Source organism: Paracoccus sp. MA (genome assembly GCF_020990385.1).
GTDB lineage: Bacteria > Pseudomonadota > Alphaproteobacteria > Rhodobacterales > Rhodobacteraceae > Paracoccus.
The window spans coordinates 663,083-680,649 of sequence record NZ_CP087598.1 but is presented as its reverse complement, the minus strand read 5'-3'; the positions used below and the strand labels follow the sequence as shown (position 1 = coordinate 680,649).

Below are 17,567 nucleotides of genomic sequence, written 5' to 3'. Positions count from 1 at the left end.
CAACAGAGAAGGATCAGCGCAGCTTGAGCGTGGCGAGGCCGATCAGCGCCAGGATCAGCGCGATGATCCAGAAGCGGATGACGATCTGCGCCTCGCCCCAGCCCTTCTTCTCGAAATGGTGGTGGATCGGGGCCATCAGGAAGACCCGCTTGCCGGTGCGCTTGAAATAGAGCACCTGGATGATCACCGACAGCGCCTCGACCACGAAAAGGCCGCCGACGATGGCCAGCACGATCTCGTGCTTGGTCGCCACCGCGATGGCCCCGAGCGCGCCGCCGAGCGCCAGGCTGCCGGTATCGCCCATGAACACCGCGGCGGGCGGGGCGTTATACCACAGAAAGCCCAGGCCGCCGCCGATCAGCGCCGCGACGAAGACCGCGAGTTCCCCGGTGCCGGGGACGAAATGCACGCCGAGGTAATTGGCGAAATTCGCGTTGCCGACCATATAGGCGATCACCGCGAAGCTGGCCGCGGCGATCATCACCGGCATGATCGCCAGCCCGTCCAGCCCGTCGGTCAGGTTCACCGCATTGGCCGCACCCAGGATCACCAGCACCGCGAAGGGCACGTAGAGCAGGCCCAGATTGATCAGCGCATCCTTGAAAAAGGGCAGCGCCAGTTCGCCGCTGAGCGCCGCGGGGTGCAGCCAGGCGGCGGCGGCCCCCGCGCCGGCAGCGATGCAAAGCCCGATCAGCAGCCGCACCTTGCCCGAGAGCCCGGCATGGTGCTGCTTGGTGACCTTGGCATAGTCGTCGGCGAAGCCGATGGCGGCAAAGCCCAGCGTGACCAGCAGCACGATCCAGACATAGCCGTTGTCGAGCCGCGCCCAGAGCAGCGTGCCCACCACCAGCGCGGCGAGAATCAGCAGCCCGCCCATGGTGGGGGTGCCGGCCTTGGAGAAATGGTTCTCGGGCCCGTCGTCGCGGATCGGCTGGCCCTTCTTCTGCTTGCGGCGCAGAAGGTCGATCAGCGGCCGGCCGAAGAAGAAGCCGAAGACCAGCGCGGTAAAGAAGGCGCCGCCGGCGCGAAAGGTGATGTATCGGAAAAGGTTGAAAAAATCCCCGCCGTCAGAGAGGTTCGTGAGCCAATAGAGCATTACGCTGTCCTTTCGCCAGGGGGCGTGCTTTGGCGCGTCCGCCTGAGCGCGTCAACCACCGTCGAGACCTTGGAGGATTTCGAGCCCTTCACGAGCACGATATCGCCGGGCGCGACCAGGTCCTGCGCGCGCTCGGCCAGTTCGGCGGCACTCTCGGCATGCAGCCCGCGGCGGGTTTCCGGCAGCGCCTCGTGCAGGGCGCGCATGCGCGGGCCGGCGGTGTGGACCAGATCGACCGAGGTCATGGCGGGGTCCTGCGCCATGCCGGCATGCATGGCGATCTCGTCGGGGCCGAGTTCCAGCATGTCGCCCAGGATCGCCACCCGCCGCCCGCCGGTCAGCCGCGCCAGCGTCGCCAGCCCGGCCGAAAGCGAGGTGGGGTTCGAGTTGTAGGCGTCGTCGATCAGCCGGATGCCGCCCAGATCCTCGACCGCGCCGCGGCCCAGCGGGGGGCGCCAGTCGGAAAGGCGCGCCGCGGCCTGCTTCACATCGGCCCCGGCGGCGGAAAGCGCCGCCAGCACGCCGACCGCGTTCATCACGAAATGCGTGCCGGCGCTGGCGAGGGTGAAATCCACCGTCTCGCCCAGCACCCGGGCGCGGACCCGGGTCGCGCCGTCCACGGTCTCGGCCTTCAGCGGCCTCGCCATGCCTTGCTGGCCGAAGCCGATGACGATGGCGCCGGCCTCGTCCGCGCAGTCGCGCAGCAGCTGGGTGACGGGCAGGTCCTCGGGGATCACGGCGGTGCCGGGCTGGGTCAGGCCGCGGAAGATGGCGCCCTTCTCGCGGGCGATGCCCTCGATGGCGCCGAAGGCTTCCAGATGCGCCGCGGCGACCGTGGTGATCATCGCCGCCTGCGGCCGGGCAAGGCGCGCCAGCGGCTCGATCTCGCCGGGGTGGTTCATGCCGATCTCGACGATGGCGAAGTCGGTGTCCTCGGGCATGCGCGCCAGGGTCAGCGGCACGCCCCAATGGTTGTTGTAGCTGGCCTCGGCGGCATGGATCCTGCCCTGCCCGGTCAGGGCGATGCGCGCCATTTCCTTGGTCGAGGTCTTGCCGACCGAGCCGGTGATGGCCACGACCTTGCCGCGCATGCGGGCGCGGCCGGCGCGGCCAAGCGCCTCCAGCGCCGCCAGCACCTCGGGGACCACCAGCAGCGGCGCATCATCCGCCACGCCCGCGGGGATGCGGCTGACCAGCGCGGCGGCCGCGCCCTTTTCCAGCGCCTGGGCGACGAAGTCGTGGCCGTCGCGGGCGGCCTGCAGAGCGACGAACAGATCGCCCGGCCGGATGGTGCGGGTGTCGATGGAGACGCCGGTGACGGCGAAGTCACGGGTGGCGCGGCCGCCGGTCGCGGCAACGGCATCCTGCGAGGTCCAGAGCGTCATATCTTGCCATCCAGCGCCGCGACGGCCACCGAGGCCTGCTCGGCATCGTCGAAGGGATAAACGTCGTTGCCGATGATCTGGCCGGTCTCGTGCCCCTTGCCGGCGATCAGCAGCGCGTCGCCGGGCTGCAGCGCATCGACGGCGCGCAGGATCGCCTCGGCCCGGTCGCCGACCTCGATGGCATCGGGACCGGCGCCGGCCAGCACCTCGGCGCGGATCGCGGCCGGGTCTTCCGAGCGGGGATTGTCGTCGGTCACATAGACCAGGTCGGCGAACTGCCGCGCCGCCTCGCCCATCAGCGGGCGCTTCAGCCGGTCGCGGTCGCCGCCGGCGCCGAAGACCACGATGATGCGGCCCAGGACATGCGGGCGCAGCGATTGCAGGGCCGAGGCCAGCGCGCCGGGCTTGTGGCTGTAATCGACGAAGACCGCCGCGCCGTTTTCCCGCACCGCCGCCAGTTCCATGCGGCCGCGCACGGTGGTCAGGCCCGGCAGCGTCTCGATCACCCGGGCGGGTTCGTCGCCGGCGGCGATGGCGAGGCCGGCCGCGGCAAGCACGTTTTCCGCCTGGAAGCCGCCGATCAGCGCCAGCCGCACCAGATGCGCCTGGCCGTGCAGGCTGAAGCGCAGGTCCTGCCCGGTCGCGTCGTAACGCTGGCCGAGGATGCGCAGGTCGGCGCGCTCATCCTTGCCGATGGTGGTCAGGTCGAGGCCGCGCTCGCGCGCGATCTGCGCCATCTGCCGGCCGCGCGGGTCGTCGATATTGACGACGGCTCCGGCGCCTTCGTCCAGCAGGTGGTCGAAGAGCAGCGCCTTGGCGGCGAAATATTCGTCGAAATCCTTGTGATAATCCAGGTGGTCCTGGCTGAAATTGGTGAAGGCCCCGGCCTTCAGCCGCACCCCGTCCAGCCGGCGCTGGTCAAGGCCGTGCGAGCTGGCCTCCATCGCCGCATGGGTGACGCCCGCGCTCGCCGCCTCGGCCAGCACCCGGTGCAGGGTGATCGGCTCGGGCGTGGTATGGGCCAGCTTGGCCTGGTAATCGCCCTGCACGCCCATGGTGCCGAGGCTGATCGCCTTGTGGCCCAGCGCCTGCCAGATCTGCCGTGTGAAGGTGGCGACCGAGGTCTTGCCCGAGGTGCCGGTGACGGCGACCATGGTTTCGGGCTGGGCGGCGAACCACAGCGCGGCGGCCCCGGCCAGCGCGGCGCGCGGGTCCTCGGCCACCACCAGCGCCGCGTCCGAGCCGGCCAGCTCGGCCGCGGCGATCTCGGCGCCCTTGCGGTCGGTCAGGATGGCGCCCGCCCCCTGGCGCAGCGCATATTGGATGAACTCGCCGCCATGCGTCGCCGAACCCGGCAGGGCCGCGAACAGATGCCCGGGCCGAACCTGCCGCGAATCGACGGACAGCCCCGTCACCTCGGGGTCGCGCCCCTTGTCCCCCCGAAGCCCCAGAAGGGACAGCCGCATCACCCGTTCGGTCACGGAACCTCCGCTCATCAGTTCGAGACGAGCTTTAGCCGATCCGGCAAAGGCCGTTCAACCATCGGCAGCTGGGTTTCCGTGCTGGGCCTCAGGCCCAGCAGCGGCGCGACGCGGCGGATCAGCTCGCCCGCCACCGGGGCCGCGGTGGCGCCGGCGGTGCGGCTTTCGCCGCCCCCCGCCAGCCCGACCGAGGGCTCGTCCAGCGTCAGCACCAACACATATTTCGGATCGCTGGCCGGAAAGACCGAGGCGAAGGTCGTCACGTTCTTGTTCTTGTAATAGCCGCCGGTCGGGCGCGGCTTGTCGGCGGTGCCGGTCTTGCCGGCGACCTCGTAGCCGTCGATATTCGCGGTCCGGGCGGTGCCGCGCGTCACCACCTGGCGCAGCAGCTGCATGGCGGTATGGGCGGCGGCGGGCGAAAGCACCTGCTCGCCCTCGCGCTGGCTGCGGCCGTGCACCAGCGTCGGGCGCACGCGCTTGCCGCCGTTGGCGATGGTCGCATAGGCCGAGGCCAGGTGCAGCGGGCTGGCCGCCAGCCCGTGGCCGAAGGCGACCGTGGCCGAGGTCACGGCGGGCCAGCGTTGCGGCACCAGCGGCTTGCCGGTCGGCGCCTCGCTCATCTCGATCGGGGTCGGCTCGAACAGGCCGAGCTTCTGCAGGAAATCCCTCTGCCGCTCGGGGCCCAGCAGCTGGGCGATGCGCACCGTGCCGACGTTCGAGGATTTGGCGATGATATCCGCCACCGAAAGCTGGCCGCCGTAATTGTGGAAATCGTTGATGAGGTATTTCCCGATCCGCATCGGCGACTTCGCGTTGATCATCGTGGCCGGGCTGACCAGCTTGAGGTCGATGGCCTGCGCCACCGGGAAGATCTTGAAGGTCGAGCCCAGCTCGTACTGGCCCTGCACCGCGCGGTTGAACAGCGGGCTGTCCGAGGGATCGCCCTTGAGCAGCGGCCGCGGCCGGTCGTTGGGATCGAAATCGGGCAGGCTGGCCATGGCGACGATCTCGCCGGTCTTGACCTCCATCAGGATGCCGGTCGCGCCCTTGGCGTTCATCACCTTCATGCCGTTGCCCAGCACCTCCTCCATCGCGGCCTGCACGGTCAGGTCCAGCGACAGGGTCAGCGGCGCGCCGTCATTGGCCGGGTCGCGCAGCCAGTGGTCGAAGGCCTTCTCGACGCCGGCGACGCCGACGACCTCGGCGCTGGCGACATCCTCCTTGCCGAAGGTGGCACCGCCAAGGATATGCGCGGCGATATGGCCGTTCGGGTAAAGCCGCATCTCGCGCGGGCCGAACAGCAGTCCCGGCTCGCCGATGTCGTGCACGGCCTGCATCTGCTCGGGGCTGATCTTCTTCTTGATCCAGACGAAGGTGCGCTTGCCGGTGAAGTCCTTGCGCAGACGCTCGATGTCCAGGTCCGGGAAGACGCGGACCAGTTCGCGCGCGGCGCGCTCCGGCTCGACCATCTGCTGGGGATGGGCGTAAAGCGAATGGGTCAGCAGGTTGGTGGCCAGCACCCGCCCGTGCCGGTCGGTGATGTCGGCGCGCTGCGAGATGATCTGCGCGCCCGTGGTCTGCACCCGCGGCTCGCTGGGCTGGCTGGAGGCCAGCACGCCCATCTTGGCGCCCACGGTGCCGAAGGCGACCGCGAAGGCGCAGGACATGAAGAACAGACGGGTGCGGGCGCTGCCGCGCGCCTTTTCCTGAATGACGGCATGCCTCTGGGCGCGGTTCTCGGCCTCGATGGCATCGGGGTTCTGCCCGGTTTCGCGGGCGCGAAGGATGCGGGCCAGCGGGCGCAGCGGGGTGCGGATCATGGCGTGCTCTCCTGTGGTCTGCGGGGCGGATATCCGGCGGGGCGCTCGACGGGCGCATCGGCGCCGGCCTCGGGACCGGCGGCGGGCTCGGGCGCCTGGGGCGCCGGGAAGGCCACCTGTCCGACATCGACGAACTGGTCCGAACCGAAGGGCACCAGCTTCAGCCGCTCGAAATTCAGGTCGACCAGCTGGCGCAGGCGCTCGGGACGGTTCAGATAGGCCCATTCGGCGCGCAGCACGCCCAGATCCTCGCGCAGGCGGCCGATCTGGCGCTGAATATCGCCCATCTCGCTGATGGCGGCCTGGGTGCGGTAATTCTCGCGATAGGCCCAGAAGGCCAGGCCCATCACCGCCAGCGTGGTCAGAAGGTAAAGCACGGATCGCATCAGCCCCTCCTATCCGACAGCACCGGCAGGCCCAGGGCCGCCGGATCGACCCGGCCGGCCGGCGCCCCGGTGCGGATGCCGACGCGCAAGAGCGCCGAGCGCGCGCGCGGATTCGCCGCCAGCTCGGATTCGTCCGGGCCGATGGCGCGGCGGAAGGGCAGCGTGAAGGCCGGCTCCTCGCGCGCGGCCTCGGGCGCATGGCGGCTGCCACCGCCGGCGCTGTTCGAGCGCGCCTGCATGAAACGCTTGACGATGCGGTCCTCGAGCGAATGGAAGCTGACCACCGCGAGCTTGCCGCCCGGCCGCAGCGCCCGCTCGGCCGCCGCCAGCCCGGCGACGAGCTGGCCGAACTCGTCGTTCACCCAGATGCGGATCGCCTGGAAGGTGCGGGTCGAGGGATGGCTCTGCCCCGGCTTGGGGCGCGGCAGGCAGCCGGCGACGATGTCCGAAAGCTCGCCGGTGCGCGACAGCGGCCGCGCCGCCACGATGGCCTTGGCGATGCGGCGCGAGGCGCGCTCCTCGCCGTAAAGGTACAGCACGTCGGCGATGACCGATTCGGGCGCGGTGTTCAGCAGCTCTGCGGCCGAGGGCCCTTCGCCGCCCATGCGCATGTCCAGCGGCCCGTCGCGCAGGAAGGAAAAGCCGCGCTCGGGCTGGTCGAGCTGCATCGAGCTGACGCCCAGGTCCAGCACCACGCCGTCGACCGGCCCGCCGGCCAGCTGGTCCAGATCGGAAAAGGTGCCCTCGACCAGATGCAGCCGGTCGCCGTATTCGCCCGCCCAGGCCCGGGCCATGCGAATGACCGAGGGGTCGCGGTCGATGCCGATGACGCGCTCGGCGCCCTGCTCAAGCAGGCCGCGCGCATAGCCGCCGGCGCCGAAGGTGCCGTCGACCCAGATACCCTTCACAGGCGCAACGGCCCGCAACAGCGGGCCAAGCAGGACGGGAATATGCGGAGCCTCGGCCATCTATCCCTCATCCCTCCCGCCAAGGGCCAGCAGCGACAGCGGGTCGGCGCCGGGCTCCAGCTCCGGCACGCGGGCCTCCAGCGCGCGCTCTTCCTCGGCATAGGCTTCGGGGGTCCAGACCTTCAGGCTGTCGCCGGCCGAGATGAAGAAGGCGCTGTCGGTCAGGCCGATCTTCTCGCGCAGCTTCTGCGGCAGGACCAGCCGGCCGTCGCCGTCGATCTCGGCCTCGTCGGCATGGCCCTGATAGATGTTTTCCAAGAGGTTGCGGGCGGCCGAGCCGCGCGGCATGCGGGCGATGCCCTCCTCGATCTCTTCCATGGCCTCGATGGTGAAGAGTTGCAGCCAATTCCAGTCGCGGGTGCCGTAGACGATGACGAGCTGCGCGCGCTTGCCGGCCTGCCAGTCGGGATCGGAGGCTTCAAAGACCCGGCGGAACTTGGCCGGGATGGAAACGCGACCCTTCGCGTCCACCTTGACCTCTTCCGACCCTCTGAACCGGCGTGCCAACGGCCCGCACTCCTTCCACTGTCCCGGCCTTTCCGGTTTTCCCGAAAAGGAAAGGCGGACCGGGCTGCTGCCACCGCCCGATCCGCCGCCCTCGTTCCCATCTCTGGGCCCCGTAGTTTCGGGGATCGCGCCCTGCGTTTCGCGCCACCTGGGGGAGGTGCTGCTCGCGCGCTGCAGAGGTCGTTCGGAAGCGGGTTGCCTGTATGAAAGCTGCTTGTCGCCTTTTGGGGTCTTGATGCCCCTCGTGCCCGTTCCGTGAGCTAAGGGATGCCATGGGAATTTACGGGACGCAATGGATTTGTTTGGGGGAAAGCAGGCTGCAGGCGGGCCATTGCCGGTGAACGGCAAGCGAACAAATTCACGCCAGCGCGATCAACACGGAAGGTTTCGGATTCTTTTCGCCGGCGACCACAAGATATGGTGTCGACCTGGGCTGTGGCACATAAATCCCACAGTTTCCCGGAATCGGCCCGATTTCCGCCCAGGCACGCCCTTCGGGGTGGGGAGAGCGTGGCGGGAATCGCGGATTCGTCGGTTCTTCACGGCCAATCACGCCGTGGTGATTCGGAATCGGAGCGCCTTTCCCGCGAATTCCCGGACCCGTTCCCGTGCTTTCCCGGACGGGTCCCGGGCGGCCGGCCTCAGGCCATGCCGCCAGAGATCAGCCGTTCGGCCAGCCGGGCAAAGGATTGCGCCGCCGGTCCGTCGCCGGCGGCGACCGGCGTGCCCGCATCGCCCGACAGCCGCAGGTCGAGGTTCAGCGGGATCTCGCCCAGGAAGGGCAGGCCCAGCGCCGCGGCCTCGGCGGCGACGCCGCCATGGCCGAACAGATGCGCCTCATGGCCGCAATTCGGGCAGATATAGGTGGACATGTTCTCGACCAGGCCCAGCACCGGGGTCTTGAGCTTGCCGAACATGTCGATGGCGCGGCGCGCGTCGATCAGCGCCACGTCCTGCGGGGTCGAGACGATGATCGCCCCGCTGACCTGCGCCTTCTGGCACAGCGACAGCTGCACGTCGCCGGTGCCGGGCGGCAGGTCGACCAGCAGCACGTCCAGCTCGCCCCATTTCACCTGATTCAGCATCTGCTGCAGCGCGCCCATCAGCATCGGGCCGCGCCAGACCACGGCCTCGCCTTCCTTCATCATCAGGCCCAGCGACATGACGGTGACGCCATGGGCGTGCAGCGGCTCGATCATCTGGCCGTCGCTGGTCGGGCGCTGCCCGGTCAGGCCCAGCATCCGCGGCTGCGAGGGGCCGTAGATATCCGCATCCAGCAGCCCGACCCGCCGCCCCTTGCGCGCCAGCGCCACGGCGAGGTTGGCGGTCAGCGTGGATTTCCCGACCCCGCCCTTGCCCGAGCCGATGGCCAGGATCCGCGCCACGCCGCTGACCGGGGCCGGCCCGGCCTGGGGCGTCGGGTGGCGGCCGATCTTCAGGCTGGGCGGCGCCTCGCCGCCCGAGCGCGCCGTGACTTGCGGCGGGGCGGCGCCGCGCGGCGCGGCGGGGGCGGTGGTGACGATCTGCACCTTCTCGACCCCCGGCAGGGCGGAAAGGCGGCGCTGCGCCTCGGCCTCGACGGGCGCAAGGGCGCGGGCGGCGGCGGCATCCGCGGCCTCGATGACGAATCGCACCACGCCCGATTCGACGCTGAGCGCGCGCACCAGATCGGCCGAAACAAGGGTTCCGCCCCCGGGAACCGCGATCTGCGCAAGTTCCGCAAGCACACGTTCGCGTGATATCGTCATCGCCACCCCCATTTCAAAGCGCCCGCAGCATGGCAATTCGGACGGGTGTCGGCAACCCGCACCAGAAGGCTGATACCGCTAACTGCCTGTGACCCCGCGTAAAATACGACCCGGCTACTAGAGAAACTTGATGAAGCTTGTAAAAAGGCTGAAAAGTTCACGGATTATTAACGCTTTGTGACAGCCTCCAAGAAACAGCCATGTGGTTTCTGCATAGCAGCATCTCGCCCGCGGCCATTGTGCATATGCAGAAAAGGGACCATGTTCGTCTCAACAGCGCGACAGGGAAAACCGACCGCGCCATCCGCAAGACGAAAGAGTGTATGAAATGGCTGTTCTCGATCTGATCCATGGCGGTCTGCACCGCAACGACATCGCCGGCAACGGCGCGATCGCGAAATTCGTGGCCAATATCCGTGAGAATATGGCACGCCGCGCGGTCTATCGCCAGACCCTGCGCGAACTGGGCGCGCTGTCGAACCGCGATCTGGCCGACCTGGGCCTGAACCGCGGCAACATCCGCAGCGTGGCCTACGAGGCCGCCTGGGGATCGAAGTAAGGCATAGAACACCCGACCCACTCCTCCTCCCTTGGGTCCGGGTTCAGGCGGCATCCTCCCTCCTCCTCCCTGAGGATGCCGCCGCTCAGATACGGCGAGACCCCCTCCTCCTCCCTGGGTCTCGCGGTTCAGGCGGCCGCCTCTCTCCTCCTCCCCGAGGCGCCGCCAAACCGATACGGCGAAGCCCCTCCTCCTCCCTGGGCTTCCCGGTTCAGGCGGCACCCTCCCTCCTCCTCCCTGAGGGTGCCGCCAAGAAATACCGCCGAAAGGCGGGACGAATGCGACGGTCCTCTCCTCCTCCCTGGGATCGTCGACACGCGGTGATGGCCTCCTCCTCCCTGCCATTGCCGCACCCCATACGGCGAGACCCCCTCCTCCTCCCTGGGTCTCGCGGTTCAGGCGGCCGCCTCTCTCCTCCTCCCGGAGGCGCCGCCAAACCGATACGGCGAAGCCCCTCCTCCTCCCTGGGCTTCCCGGTTCAGGCGGCGCCCTCCCTCCTCCCTGAGGGTGCCGCCAAGAAATACCGCCGATGGGCGGGACGAATGCGACGGTCCTCTCCTCCTCCCTGGGATCGTCGGCACGCGGTGATGGCCTCCTCCTCCCTGCCATTGCCGCACCCCATACGCGGCCCCTCCTCCTCCCTGGGCCAGCGTTGCGCGGCGGTGCCCCCTCCTCCTCCCTGGGCGCCGCCGCTTTTCATTTCCGGACCATCGGGTTAATCGCGGGACATGTTGTCCTATCAGCACGCCTATCACGCCGGGAACCTGGCCGACCTGCACAAGCACGCGCTGCTGGCTTGGGTGCTGGCCTATCTGACCGCCAAGCCCAAACCGCTGTCCTATCTGGAAACCCATGCCGGGCGCGGCCTCTACGACCTGGCGGCGCCCGAGGCCGAGAAGACCGGCGAGGCGGCGGTCGGCATTACCCGCGCGCTTTCCGAAAACTGGCTGTCCGAGGATCACCCGCTGCGGCTGGCGCTGGACGCGGTGCGCGCCCGCCATGGCGCGACCGCCTATCCCGGCTCGCCGCTGATCGCGCGGCATTTCCTGCGGCCGGGCGACGTGGCGCATCTGGCCGAGCTGCACCCGGCCGAGCACGAGGCGCTGGCGCAGGTCGCCGGCTTCGCGCATCTGCACCGGCAGGACGGCTTCCAGATGGCGCAGGCCCTCTGCCCGCCGATGCCGCGCCGCGGGTTGCTGCTGATCGACCCCAGCTATGAGGTCAAGGCGGATTACGACGCCATCCCGCGCCATATCGGCAAGCTGGCGCGCAAGTGGAACGTGGGCGTCATCGCGCTGTGGTATCCGATCCTGGCCGACGACCGCCATGCGCCGATGGTCGAGGCGCTGCGCCGGGACCATCCCGGGGCGCTGATCTCGGAGGTGCAGTTCCCGCCGGCGCGCCCGGGGCATGGCATGGTCGGCTCGGGCATGGTCGTGCTGAACCCGCCCTACGGGCTGGCCGAGGAAGCCCGGCGGATCGAGGCGCTTTTCTAGGACCGCTTGTCTAGGCGTGCTGCGGGGGGACTTCGCGTCCCCCGTCCGCCGCTGGCGCGGCGGCGTCCCCCTGCGGGATATTTGCGCAAGAAAGAAACCGGCCATCGGCAAGGGCGGCGGCGAGGCGGCGGTCGGTAGCGTCTTCGGGACCGCTGGCCCAGGGGCGGAAGCGCAGGCGAAAGGCGGCGAGGCGGTCGGGGTGCTCGGGATAGCCGATGCGGGTCAGGCTTGCGGCCAGCGGCCGGTCCTCGCCCGCGCCGTCCGGCCAGAGCGCCAGCCCCTGCAAGGCCAGCCGCCGCCAGTCGAAACGCGGGCCTGGGTCGATCTTGCGCCCCGGCGCCATGTCGGAATGCGCGATCACGCCCGCGGGGCCGATGGACCAGCGCGCCATGATGCCGTGCAGCAGCGCCTCCAGCGCCGCCATCTGCGGCTCGGGGAAGGGCCGGTCGCCGGGATTGGCCAGCTCGATGCCGATGCTGCGGGAATTGATGTCCTCGCGCCCCTGCCAGGACCCGGCGCCGGCATGCCAGGCGCGGCGGTCCTCGGGGACCAGCGCCTCGGCCGCGCCGTCCTCATGGATCAGCCAATGGGCGCTGACCTCGGCCGCGGGATCGCAGAGCCGGGCGCGCGCGGAAGGTCCGTCCGCCATGCCTGTGTAATGGATCACCACCAGCGAGGGGAGCTGCCCGCGCCGGTCGCCGTGATTGGGCGAAGGGCTCAAAGCCGGGGCTGGCGGAAGGGGCGCGGATCCCAGCCGCAGACGAAGCCGTCGCCGTCGGGGTCCAGCCCGCGCGGGTCGATCACCGGCCCGCCCGCCGCGATGAAAGCGGTCTGCGCCGCATCGGCGCTGGCATAGCCGCGGCAGGCCTGCGCCGCCGCCGATTCGGAACCGCCGCTGCGCTGATACTTCCGCGTGCCCGGCGCCTGCGCTTCCTGATGCGCGTAACGCACCAGCACCGGGGTCGAGCCGGGATAGGGACCGGTGGCGGCGACCTGGGCATTGGCCGGAACCGCTGGGGCGCGCACCGTCGTCGTCCCCGCCGGTTTCGCCGGCGTGCCGGCGATATCGGCGGCGGTCGGCGCCTGCACCGGCAACTGCACCGGGATCGCTGTCGGCACCGGGCCCCTGCCCTGCAGCGCGACTTCGCGCGCCTGCAGGTATTCGGCATAGCGCGAGCCGTTGTGCATGGCGCTGTAATTCGGGTTCCAGCCGGTATTCTCGCCGCAGCCGGCCAGCGCCAGAAGCGGGGCAAGGCCCAGGATCGCCAGGTTCCGCATCGGTCTCTCCCGTTTGAAGCCGGTCACCACCAGCGCGAGGGTTTCGCCGTGAAGCCTGCCGCAGATTCGAGGGCCTGCGCAAGGTTCAACAGGTTGCCCTCGTCCCAGGGCCGGCCGATCAGCTGCATGCCCAGCGGCAGGCCCTGCCTGTCCAGGCCCACCGGCACCGAGATTCCCGGCAGCCCGGCCAGGTTCACCGTGACGGTAAAGACGTCGTTCAGATACATCTCGACCGGGTCCTTGCCCGCCATCTCGCCCAGGCCGAAGGCGGCGCTGGGGGTGGCCGGGGTCAGGATCGCGTCGATGCCGTCGGCATAGACCTGATCGAAGTCGCGCTTGATGAGCGCGCGCACCTTGCGGGCGCGGTTGTAATAGGCGTCGTAGAAGCCCGCCGACAGCACATAGGTGCCGATCATCACCCGGCGCTGCACCTCGGGGCCGAAGCCCTCGGCGCGGGTCTTCTCATACATCTCGACCACGCCGTCGCCGGCGCCCAGCTTCGCGCGCCGGCCGTAGCGCACCCCGTCATAGCGCGCGAGGTTCGAGGACGCCTCGGCCGGGGCGATCACGTAATAGGCCGGCAGCGCGTATTTGGTATGCGGAAGGGTGATGTCCACCACTTCGGCGCCGGCATCGCGCAGCATCTCGGCCGCCTTGTGCCAGAGCGCATCGATCTCGTCCGACATGCCTTCCATGCGGTATTCGCGCGGAATGCCGATCCGCTTGCCGCGGATGTCGCCGGTCAGCGCCGCCTCGTAATCGGGCACCGCCCGCTCGGCGCTGGTCGAATCCTTGGGATCGACCGAGGCCATGGCGCCCAGCATGATCGCCGCGTCGCGCACCGATTTCGTCATCGGCCCGGCCTGGTCCAGCGAGCTGGCGAAGGCGATCACGCCCCAGCGGCTGACCCGGCCATAGGTCGGCTTCAGCCCGACCGTGCCGGTAAAGGCCGCCGGCTGGCGGATCGAGCCGCCGGTATCGGTGCCGGTCGCGGCCAGGCACAGGTCGGCCGCCACCGCAGCGGCCGAACCGCCCGAGGAGCCGCCCGGCGTCAGCTGCCGGTCGTCCACCTTCCACGGGTTGACCGCCGGGCCATAACAGGCGCTTTCGTTCGAAGAGCCCATGGCGAATTCGTCCATGCTGAGCTTGCCCAGCATGACCGCGCCGGCATCCCACAGGTTCTGCGTCACCGTCGATTCATATTGCGGCAGGAAGCCGTCGAGGATCCGGCTGGCCGCCTGCGAGGGCACGTCCCTGGTGCAGAACAGGTCCTTGATGCCCAGCGGGATGCCGCACATGGCGGGCGCGTCGCCCCCGGCGATGCGGCTGTCGGCGGCGGCGGCCATCTGCCGGGCGCGTTCGGGGGTGTTGTGGACAAAGGCGTTCAGCGCGCCGGCACCCGCAATGGCCGAAAGGCAGGCCTCGGTCAGCTCAAGGCTGGTGAAATCGCCCTTGCGCAGCCCGTCCCGGGCCTCGGCGATGGTCAGTCTGTTCAGATCGCTCATTCCACCACCTTCGGCACGGCAAAAAAGCCCTCGCGCGCATCGGGCGCATTCTTCAGGATCAGCTCCTGCATCTCGCCATCGGTGACGATGTCCTCGCGCCGCTTGAGCCGCATCGGCTCGACCCCGGTCATCGGCTCGACGCCCTCGACATCGACCTCGTTCAGCTGTTCCATGAAATGCAGGATGCCGTTCAGCTCCTGCGCCAGCGCGGGCAGGTCGGCGTCCTTGACCGCAATCCGCGCCAGATGCGCGACCTTGCGGGCTTCGTCCTCGGTGATCGCCATGGGAGGCTCCTTTCGCTTGCGCCGGGTTTTACCGGGGCGGCCGGGGCGGGGCAAGCACCCGCGCAGGCGGAACTTTACGCCCGCCGCCCGGCTTGGCAGGATGCGGCGACGCAAGCAAAGGAGCCTTCCGATGAAACTGACCTGGCTTGGCCATTCCGGCTTCCGGCTGGAGATCGAACAGGCGGTGATCCTGATCGACCCCTGGCTGTCCGGCAATCCGATGTTCCCCGAGGACAGCCGCGACGAGGCGATCCGGGACGCCACCCATGTCCTGCTGACCCATGGCCATGGCGACCATACCGGCGACGCGCTGTCGATCGCCCGCGAGCTGAAGATCCCGGTGGTCGGCATCTACGACCTGATCAACACCTGGCAGACGCATCAGGACATCGAGGGGCTGGGCTTCAACAAAGGCGGCACCGTCGATCTGGGCGGCGCCAAGGTGACGATGGTCAATGCCAGCCATTCCTCGTCCTTCGACGGCAACGAGGGGCCGGTCTATGCCGGCCACGAATCCGGCTACATGATCGCCGGCGAAGGCCATGTGATCTATGTCTCGGGCGACACCGACATCATGGCCGACATGGCCTGGATGGGCGAATATCACCGGCCCGACATCGGCATCCTCTGCGCCGGCGGGCATTTCACCATGGACATGGAACGCGCGGCCTGGGCGGCGCGGAAATATTTCGACTTCAGGACCGTGATCCCCTGCCATTACAGGACCTTCCCGCTGCTGGCGCAGGATGCCGAGGCGCTGAAGGCCGGGCTGCCCGGCGTGCAGGTGATCGAGCCCGAGGTGATGCAGCCGATCGCGCTCTGAGGCATTTCCGGCAAAAGCGGGCGCCGGCTTTGCGCGCGCGGAAATGCGCAAGGACAAGGCCCTGGCGCATTTCCGGCAGACCGGCGGACTGGCGGCGGAATGGTTCAGGGCCAGCGATAGGCGCTGGGCCCGGGCTGTGCGCGCGCCGCGGGCCGGGCCGGCGCGAAGATCTCGACCAGCAGCGGATGGCAGGCGGCGGCGTCGCTGGAATGCTCGCTGCCGCAATCGCCGCCCGGACAGGCGGACAGGCCGCCGATCAGGTCGATCTCGGCGAAGAACTCGATGTGGTCGCCGGGGCGCACGGGGCTTGCCTTCATGAAATACTGCCCGGTGTCGCGGGTGAAGCCGGTGCACATGAAGACGTTCAGCACGTCATGCACCAGCGGCTCGGCCTCCTCGCGCGCAAGGCCCAGCTCGGCCATCAGGGCGTTGACGAGGTTGGAGTGGCAGCAATGATGATAGTCCTGCCCGTTCAGCAGGCGATGGGTATAGGGATCGCAACGCGTGCCGATCACGTCATGGACCGAGCCGCCATATTCGTCGATGCCATACCATTCCAGCGTGTCCTCGGTCACCGTGGCCATCGGGCGCAGGTTGGGAAAATTCGACCACATCCGGTCGCCGCGCGTCAGATGCGTGCCGTGCAGGGCCCGGGTTTTGCCGGAATAGAACCGCTCATGCGGATCGGCGGCGGACCACAGGTTCAGATCGCCGACCTGCGGTCCCTCGATACTGGTGATGCGGAAGAAATGCCCGGCCGGGACGTGAAAGCAGCGCGCCTCGCGCGGCGGGACCAGGCATTCGCCGGATTTGCGCGCCGTCAGGCGGATCTCCTGCAAACCGGGCAGGTCCGGATCGGGAAGCGTGTGGTTCGGATAGCAGATGACCGGGGGGATGGCCCGGCGCTCGGCGGCGTCTTGCGGAATGGTGCGGATCATGCAGGCGATGCTATGCGGGCGTCCGCGATATCGCAAGCGCGTGCTGCCCCATGGGTATTTGGAAAACAGAGAAGCATACACCGCCCCGACGGCTTCTCTGTTTTCCAAATACCCAAAAACAAGAGCGCGGCCGGTCGGCCGCGCTGGAAGGCCCGCAAGAACGGGCGAGCGGCACGCCTCAGGCGGCGCGGCGCATATCGGCTTCGAGCGGCATCGGATCGAAGCTGAAATAGCCGTACATCTGTTCCAGCACCGCCAGGGCGGCGCGGTTCTCGGCCTTGGCCGGTTTCAGCACGGACAGGTTGGCGGTCGGTTTCCGGGTTTCGGCTTGGGATTTCATCTTGGAATCTCCGGGTCGAATGGTGCTCTCCCCGTCGAAAAAGATAACGCCGCACCGCAGAAAAATCCAGCTCTGCGACGCGGCGTCAAACGGTATGGCACGGCATACCGGCCATGCCCCCCATGCAGATCAGACGATCCGGTCCACCATCATGTGCTTGATCGAGGCGATCGCCCGGGCCGGGTTCAACCCCTTGGGGCAGGTGTTGGTGCAGTTCATGATCGTGTGGCAGCGATACAGCTTGAACGGATCCTCAAGCGCGTCCAGACGCTCGCCCGTGGCCTCGTCGCGCGAGTCGATGATCCAGCGATAGGCATGCAGCAGGGCTGCCGGGCCCAGGTAGCGGTCGCCGTTCCACCAATAGCTCGGGCAGGCGGTCGAGCAGCTGGCGCACATCACGCATTCATAGAGGCCGTCCAGCTTCTTGCGGTCCTCGATCGACTGGCGCCATTCCTTGTCGGGGGTCGGCGTCTCGGTGATCAGGTAGGGCTGGACCGAGGCGTGCTGGGCGTAGAAATGCGTCAGGTCCGGCACCAGGTCCTTGACCACAGGCATATGCGGCAGCGGATAGATGTTCACGTCCCCCTTGACCTCGTCCATGCCGAAGATGCAGGCCAGATGGTTGCCGCCGTCGATGTTCATCGCGCAGGAGCCGCAGATCCCCTCGCGGCAGGAACGGCGGAAGGTCAGGGTCGGGTCGATCTCGTTCTTGATCTTGATCAGCGCGTCGAGGACCATCGGACCGCATTTGTCCATGTCCAGGAAATAGCTGTCGATGCGCGGGTTTTCCCCGGTATCGGGATCCCAGCGGTAGATGTTGAAGCGGCGGATGTTGGTGGCGCCCTCGGGTTTCGGCCAGGTCTTGCCGACCCGCATGCGGCTGTTCTTGGGAAGGGTAAGTTGGACCATTGGGTAACTCCTGGTGGTCAGACCGCCGTCATGCGGTGGCTTGG

At 68.7% G+C, this 17,567-nt stretch carries 18 protein-coding genes; 3 read left to right on the top strand and 15 right to left on the bottom strand.

Features of this window, described 5'->3' with window-relative positions; genetic code table 11:
* Window positions 1-13: 13 nt before the first annotated feature.
* From mraY to LOS78_RS10430, 8 genes are all read right to left on the bottom strand, one after another.
* Complete coding sequence (gene mraY / locus LOS78_RS10465; protein ID WP_028711886.1) at window positions 14-1,096, bottom strand: phospho-N-acetylmuramoyl-pentapeptide-transferase; 1,083 nt, start codon at window positions 1,094-1,096, stop codon at window positions 14-16.
* Complete coding sequence (murF, locus tag LOS78_RS10460; protein WP_230378180.1) at window positions 1,096-2,481, bottom strand: UDP-N-acetylmuramoyl-tripeptide--D-alanyl-D-alanine ligase; 1,386 nt, start codon at window positions 2,479-2,481, stop codon at window positions 1,096-1,098. The genes mraY and murF overlap by 1 nt, the downstream gene beginning before the upstream one ends.
* Window positions 2,478-3,947 (bottom strand): UDP-N-acetylmuramoyl-L-alanyl-D-glutamate--2,6-diaminopimelate ligase, encoded by a 1,470-nt coding sequence (locus tag LOS78_RS10455; RefSeq protein WP_028711884.1) that lies wholly within the window; start codon window positions 3,945-3,947, stop codon window positions 2,478-2,480. Before LOS78_RS10455 ends, murF begins: the two co-directional genes overlap by 4 nt.
* Window positions 3,948-3,976: 29 nt before the next feature.
* Window positions 3,977-5,782, bottom strand: coding sequence for a penicillin-binding protein 2 (locus LOS78_RS10450; protein ID WP_028711883.1), 1,806 nt, complete (start codon window positions 5,780-5,782; stop codon window positions 3,977-3,979).
* Window positions 5,779-6,168 (bottom strand): cell division protein FtsL, encoded by a 390-nt coding sequence (locus LOS78_RS10445; RefSeq protein WP_230378179.1) that lies wholly within the window; start codon window positions 6,166-6,168, stop codon window positions 5,779-5,781. Before LOS78_RS10445 ends, LOS78_RS10450 begins: the two co-directional genes overlap by 4 nt.
* A complete protein-coding gene (rsmH, locus tag LOS78_RS10440; RefSeq protein ID WP_230378178.1) occupies window positions 6,168-7,136 on the bottom strand; it encodes a 16S rRNA (cytosine(1402)-N(4))-methyltransferase RsmH in 969 nt (322 codons plus the stop codon). The genes LOS78_RS10445 and rsmH overlap by 1 nt, the downstream gene beginning before the upstream one ends.
* Window positions 7,137-7,643: a division/cell wall cluster transcriptional repressor MraZ gene (gene mraZ, locus LOS78_RS10435; RefSeq protein ID WP_028711880.1), complete on the bottom strand. Its 507-nt coding sequence runs from the start codon at window positions 7,641-7,643 to the stop codon at window positions 7,137-7,139.
* 641 nt (window positions 7,644-8,284) lie between these two features.
* Window positions 8,285-9,391, bottom strand: coding sequence for an Mrp/NBP35 family ATP-binding protein (locus LOS78_RS10430; protein ID WP_230378176.1), 1,107 nt, complete (start codon window positions 9,389-9,391; stop codon window positions 8,285-8,287).
* A 328-nt stretch (window positions 9,392-9,719) separates the two neighbouring features.
* Here LOS78_RS10430 and LOS78_RS10425 point away from each other — a divergent pair, with 328 nt between their 5' ends.
* Together LOS78_RS10425 and LOS78_RS10420 are read left to right on the top strand one after the other, a co-directional pair.
* Window positions 9,720-9,950 (top strand): DUF1127 domain-containing protein, encoded by a 231-nt coding sequence (locus tag LOS78_RS10425; RefSeq protein WP_028711878.1) that lies wholly within the window; start codon window positions 9,720-9,722, stop codon window positions 9,948-9,950.
* A 728-nt stretch (window positions 9,951-10,678) separates the two neighbouring features.
* Complete coding sequence (locus LOS78_RS10420) at window positions 10,679-11,446, top strand: 23S rRNA (adenine(2030)-N(6))-methyltransferase RlmJ (RefSeq protein ID WP_230378175.1); 768 nt, start codon at window positions 10,679-10,681, stop codon at window positions 11,444-11,446.
* A 10-nt stretch (window positions 11,447-11,456) separates the two neighbouring features.
* Here LOS78_RS10420 and LOS78_RS10415 read toward each other — a convergent pair whose 3' ends face one another.
* The 4 genes from LOS78_RS10415 to gatC are packed head-to-tail and all read right to left on the bottom strand — an operon-like array spanning window position 11,457 to window position 14,513.
* The gene (locus LOS78_RS10415) at window positions 11,457-12,167 is read right to left on the bottom strand and encodes an N-acetylmuramoyl-L-alanine amidase (RefSeq protein WP_230378174.1); all 711 of its coding nucleotides are present in this window, start codon (window positions 12,165-12,167) and stop codon (window positions 11,457-11,459) included.
* Window positions 12,164-12,724: a hypothetical protein gene (locus tag LOS78_RS10410; RefSeq protein WP_230378173.1), complete on the bottom strand. Its 561-nt coding sequence runs from the start codon at window positions 12,722-12,724 to the stop codon at window positions 12,164-12,166. The genes LOS78_RS10415 and LOS78_RS10410 overlap by 4 nt, the downstream gene beginning before the upstream one ends.
* 23 nt (window positions 12,725-12,747) lie before the next feature.
* A complete protein-coding gene (gatA, locus tag LOS78_RS10405; RefSeq protein WP_230378172.1) occupies window positions 12,748-14,229 on the bottom strand; it encodes an Asp-tRNA(Asn)/Glu-tRNA(Gln) amidotransferase subunit GatA in 1,482 nt (493 codons plus the stop codon).
* Window positions 14,226-14,513 carry an Asp-tRNA(Asn)/Glu-tRNA(Gln) amidotransferase subunit GatC gene (gene gatC, locus LOS78_RS10400; RefSeq protein ID WP_028711874.1) on the bottom strand — a complete coding sequence of 96 codons (288 nt, stop codon included), beginning with the start codon at window positions 14,511-14,513 and terminating at the stop codon, window positions 14,226-14,228. Before gatC ends, gatA begins: the two co-directional genes overlap by 4 nt.
* 130 nt (window positions 14,514-14,643) lie before the next feature.
* On the opposite strand from gatC, the gene LOS78_RS10395 reads away from it, so the two are divergent.
* Window positions 14,644-15,336: a metal-dependent hydrolase gene (locus LOS78_RS10395; RefSeq protein WP_230378171.1), complete on the top strand. Its 693-nt coding sequence runs from the start codon at window positions 14,644-14,646 to the stop codon at window positions 15,334-15,336.
* Window positions 15,337-15,440: 104 nt separating this feature from the next.
* Here the strand turns inward: LOS78_RS10395 and LOS78_RS10390 are convergent, their stop codons facing one another.
* The 3 genes from LOS78_RS10390 to LOS78_RS10380 form a co-directional block, all read right to left on the bottom strand.
* A complete protein-coding gene (locus tag LOS78_RS10390; RefSeq protein WP_028711872.1) occupies window positions 15,441-16,274 on the bottom strand; it encodes an urea carboxylase-associated family protein in 834 nt (277 codons plus the stop codon).
* 178 nt (window positions 16,275-16,452) lie between these two features.
* Window positions 16,453-16,614 (bottom strand): hypothetical protein, encoded by a 162-nt coding sequence (locus LOS78_RS10385; protein ID WP_156929423.1) that lies wholly within the window; start codon window positions 16,612-16,614, stop codon window positions 16,453-16,455.
* A gap of 129 nt (window positions 16,615-16,743) precedes the next feature.
* Complete coding sequence (locus LOS78_RS10380) at window positions 16,744-17,523, bottom strand: succinate dehydrogenase iron-sulfur subunit (protein WP_028711871.1); 780 nt, start codon at window positions 17,521-17,523, stop codon at window positions 16,744-16,746.
* Window positions 17,524-17,567 lie beyond the last annotated feature (44 nt).

Coding starts and splice junctions, on each gene's coding strand:
- LOS78_RS10450 (WP_028711883.1), bottom strand. CDS start 5,782: ATGATCCGCACCCCGCTGCGCCCGCTGGCCCGCATCCTTCGCGCCCGC.
- LOS78_RS10445 (WP_230378179.1), bottom strand. CDS start 6,168: ATGCGATCCGTGCTTTACCTTCTGACCACGCTGGCGGTGATGGGCCTG.
- murF (WP_230378180.1), bottom strand. CDS start 2,481: ATGACGCTCTGGACCTCGCAGGATGCCGTTGCCGCGACCGGCGGCCGC.
- rsmH (WP_230378178.1), bottom strand. CDS start 7,136: ATGGCCGAGGCTCCGCATATTCCCGTCCTGCTTGGCCCGCTGTTGCGG.
- gatC (WP_028711874.1), bottom strand. CDS start 14,513: ATGGCGATCACCGAGGACGAAGCCCGCAAGGTCGCGCATCTGGCGCGG.
- LOS78_RS10425 (WP_028711878.1), top strand. CDS start 9,720: ATGGCTGTTCTCGATCTGATCCATGGCGGTCTGCACCGCAACGACATC.
- LOS78_RS10380 (WP_028711871.1), bottom strand. CDS start 17,523: ATGGTCCAACTTACCCTTCCCAAGAACAGCCGCATGCGGGTCGGCAAG.
- mraY (WP_028711886.1), bottom strand. CDS start 1,096: ATGCTCTATTGGCTCACGAACCTCTCTGACGGCGGGGATTTTTTCAAC.
- gatA (WP_230378172.1), bottom strand. CDS start 14,229: ATGAGCGATCTGAACAGACTGACCATCGCCGAGGCCCGGGACGGGCTG.
- LOS78_RS10395 (WP_230378171.1), top strand. CDS start 14,644: ATGAAACTGACCTGGCTTGGCCATTCCGGCTTCCGGCTGGAGATCGAA.
- LOS78_RS10455 (WP_028711884.1), bottom strand. CDS start 3,947: ATGCGGCTGTCCCTTCTGGGGCTTCGGGGGGACAAGGGGCGCGACCCC.
- LOS78_RS10430 (WP_230378176.1), bottom strand. CDS start 9,391: ATGACGATATCACGCGAACGTGTGCTTGCGGAACTTGCGCAGATCGCG.
- LOS78_RS10385 (WP_156929423.1), bottom strand. CDS start 16,614: ATGAAATCCCAAGCCGAAACCCGGAAACCGACCGCCAACCTGTCCGTG.
- LOS78_RS10410 (WP_230378173.1), bottom strand. CDS start 12,724: ATGCGGAACCTGGCGATCCTGGGCCTTGCCCCGCTTCTGGCGCTGGCC.
- LOS78_RS10390 (WP_028711872.1), bottom strand. CDS start 16,274: ATGATCCGCACCATTCCGCAAGACGCCGCCGAGCGCCGGGCCATCCCC.
- LOS78_RS10420 (WP_230378175.1), top strand. CDS start 10,679: ATGTTGTCCTATCAGCACGCCTATCACGCCGGGAACCTGGCCGACCTG.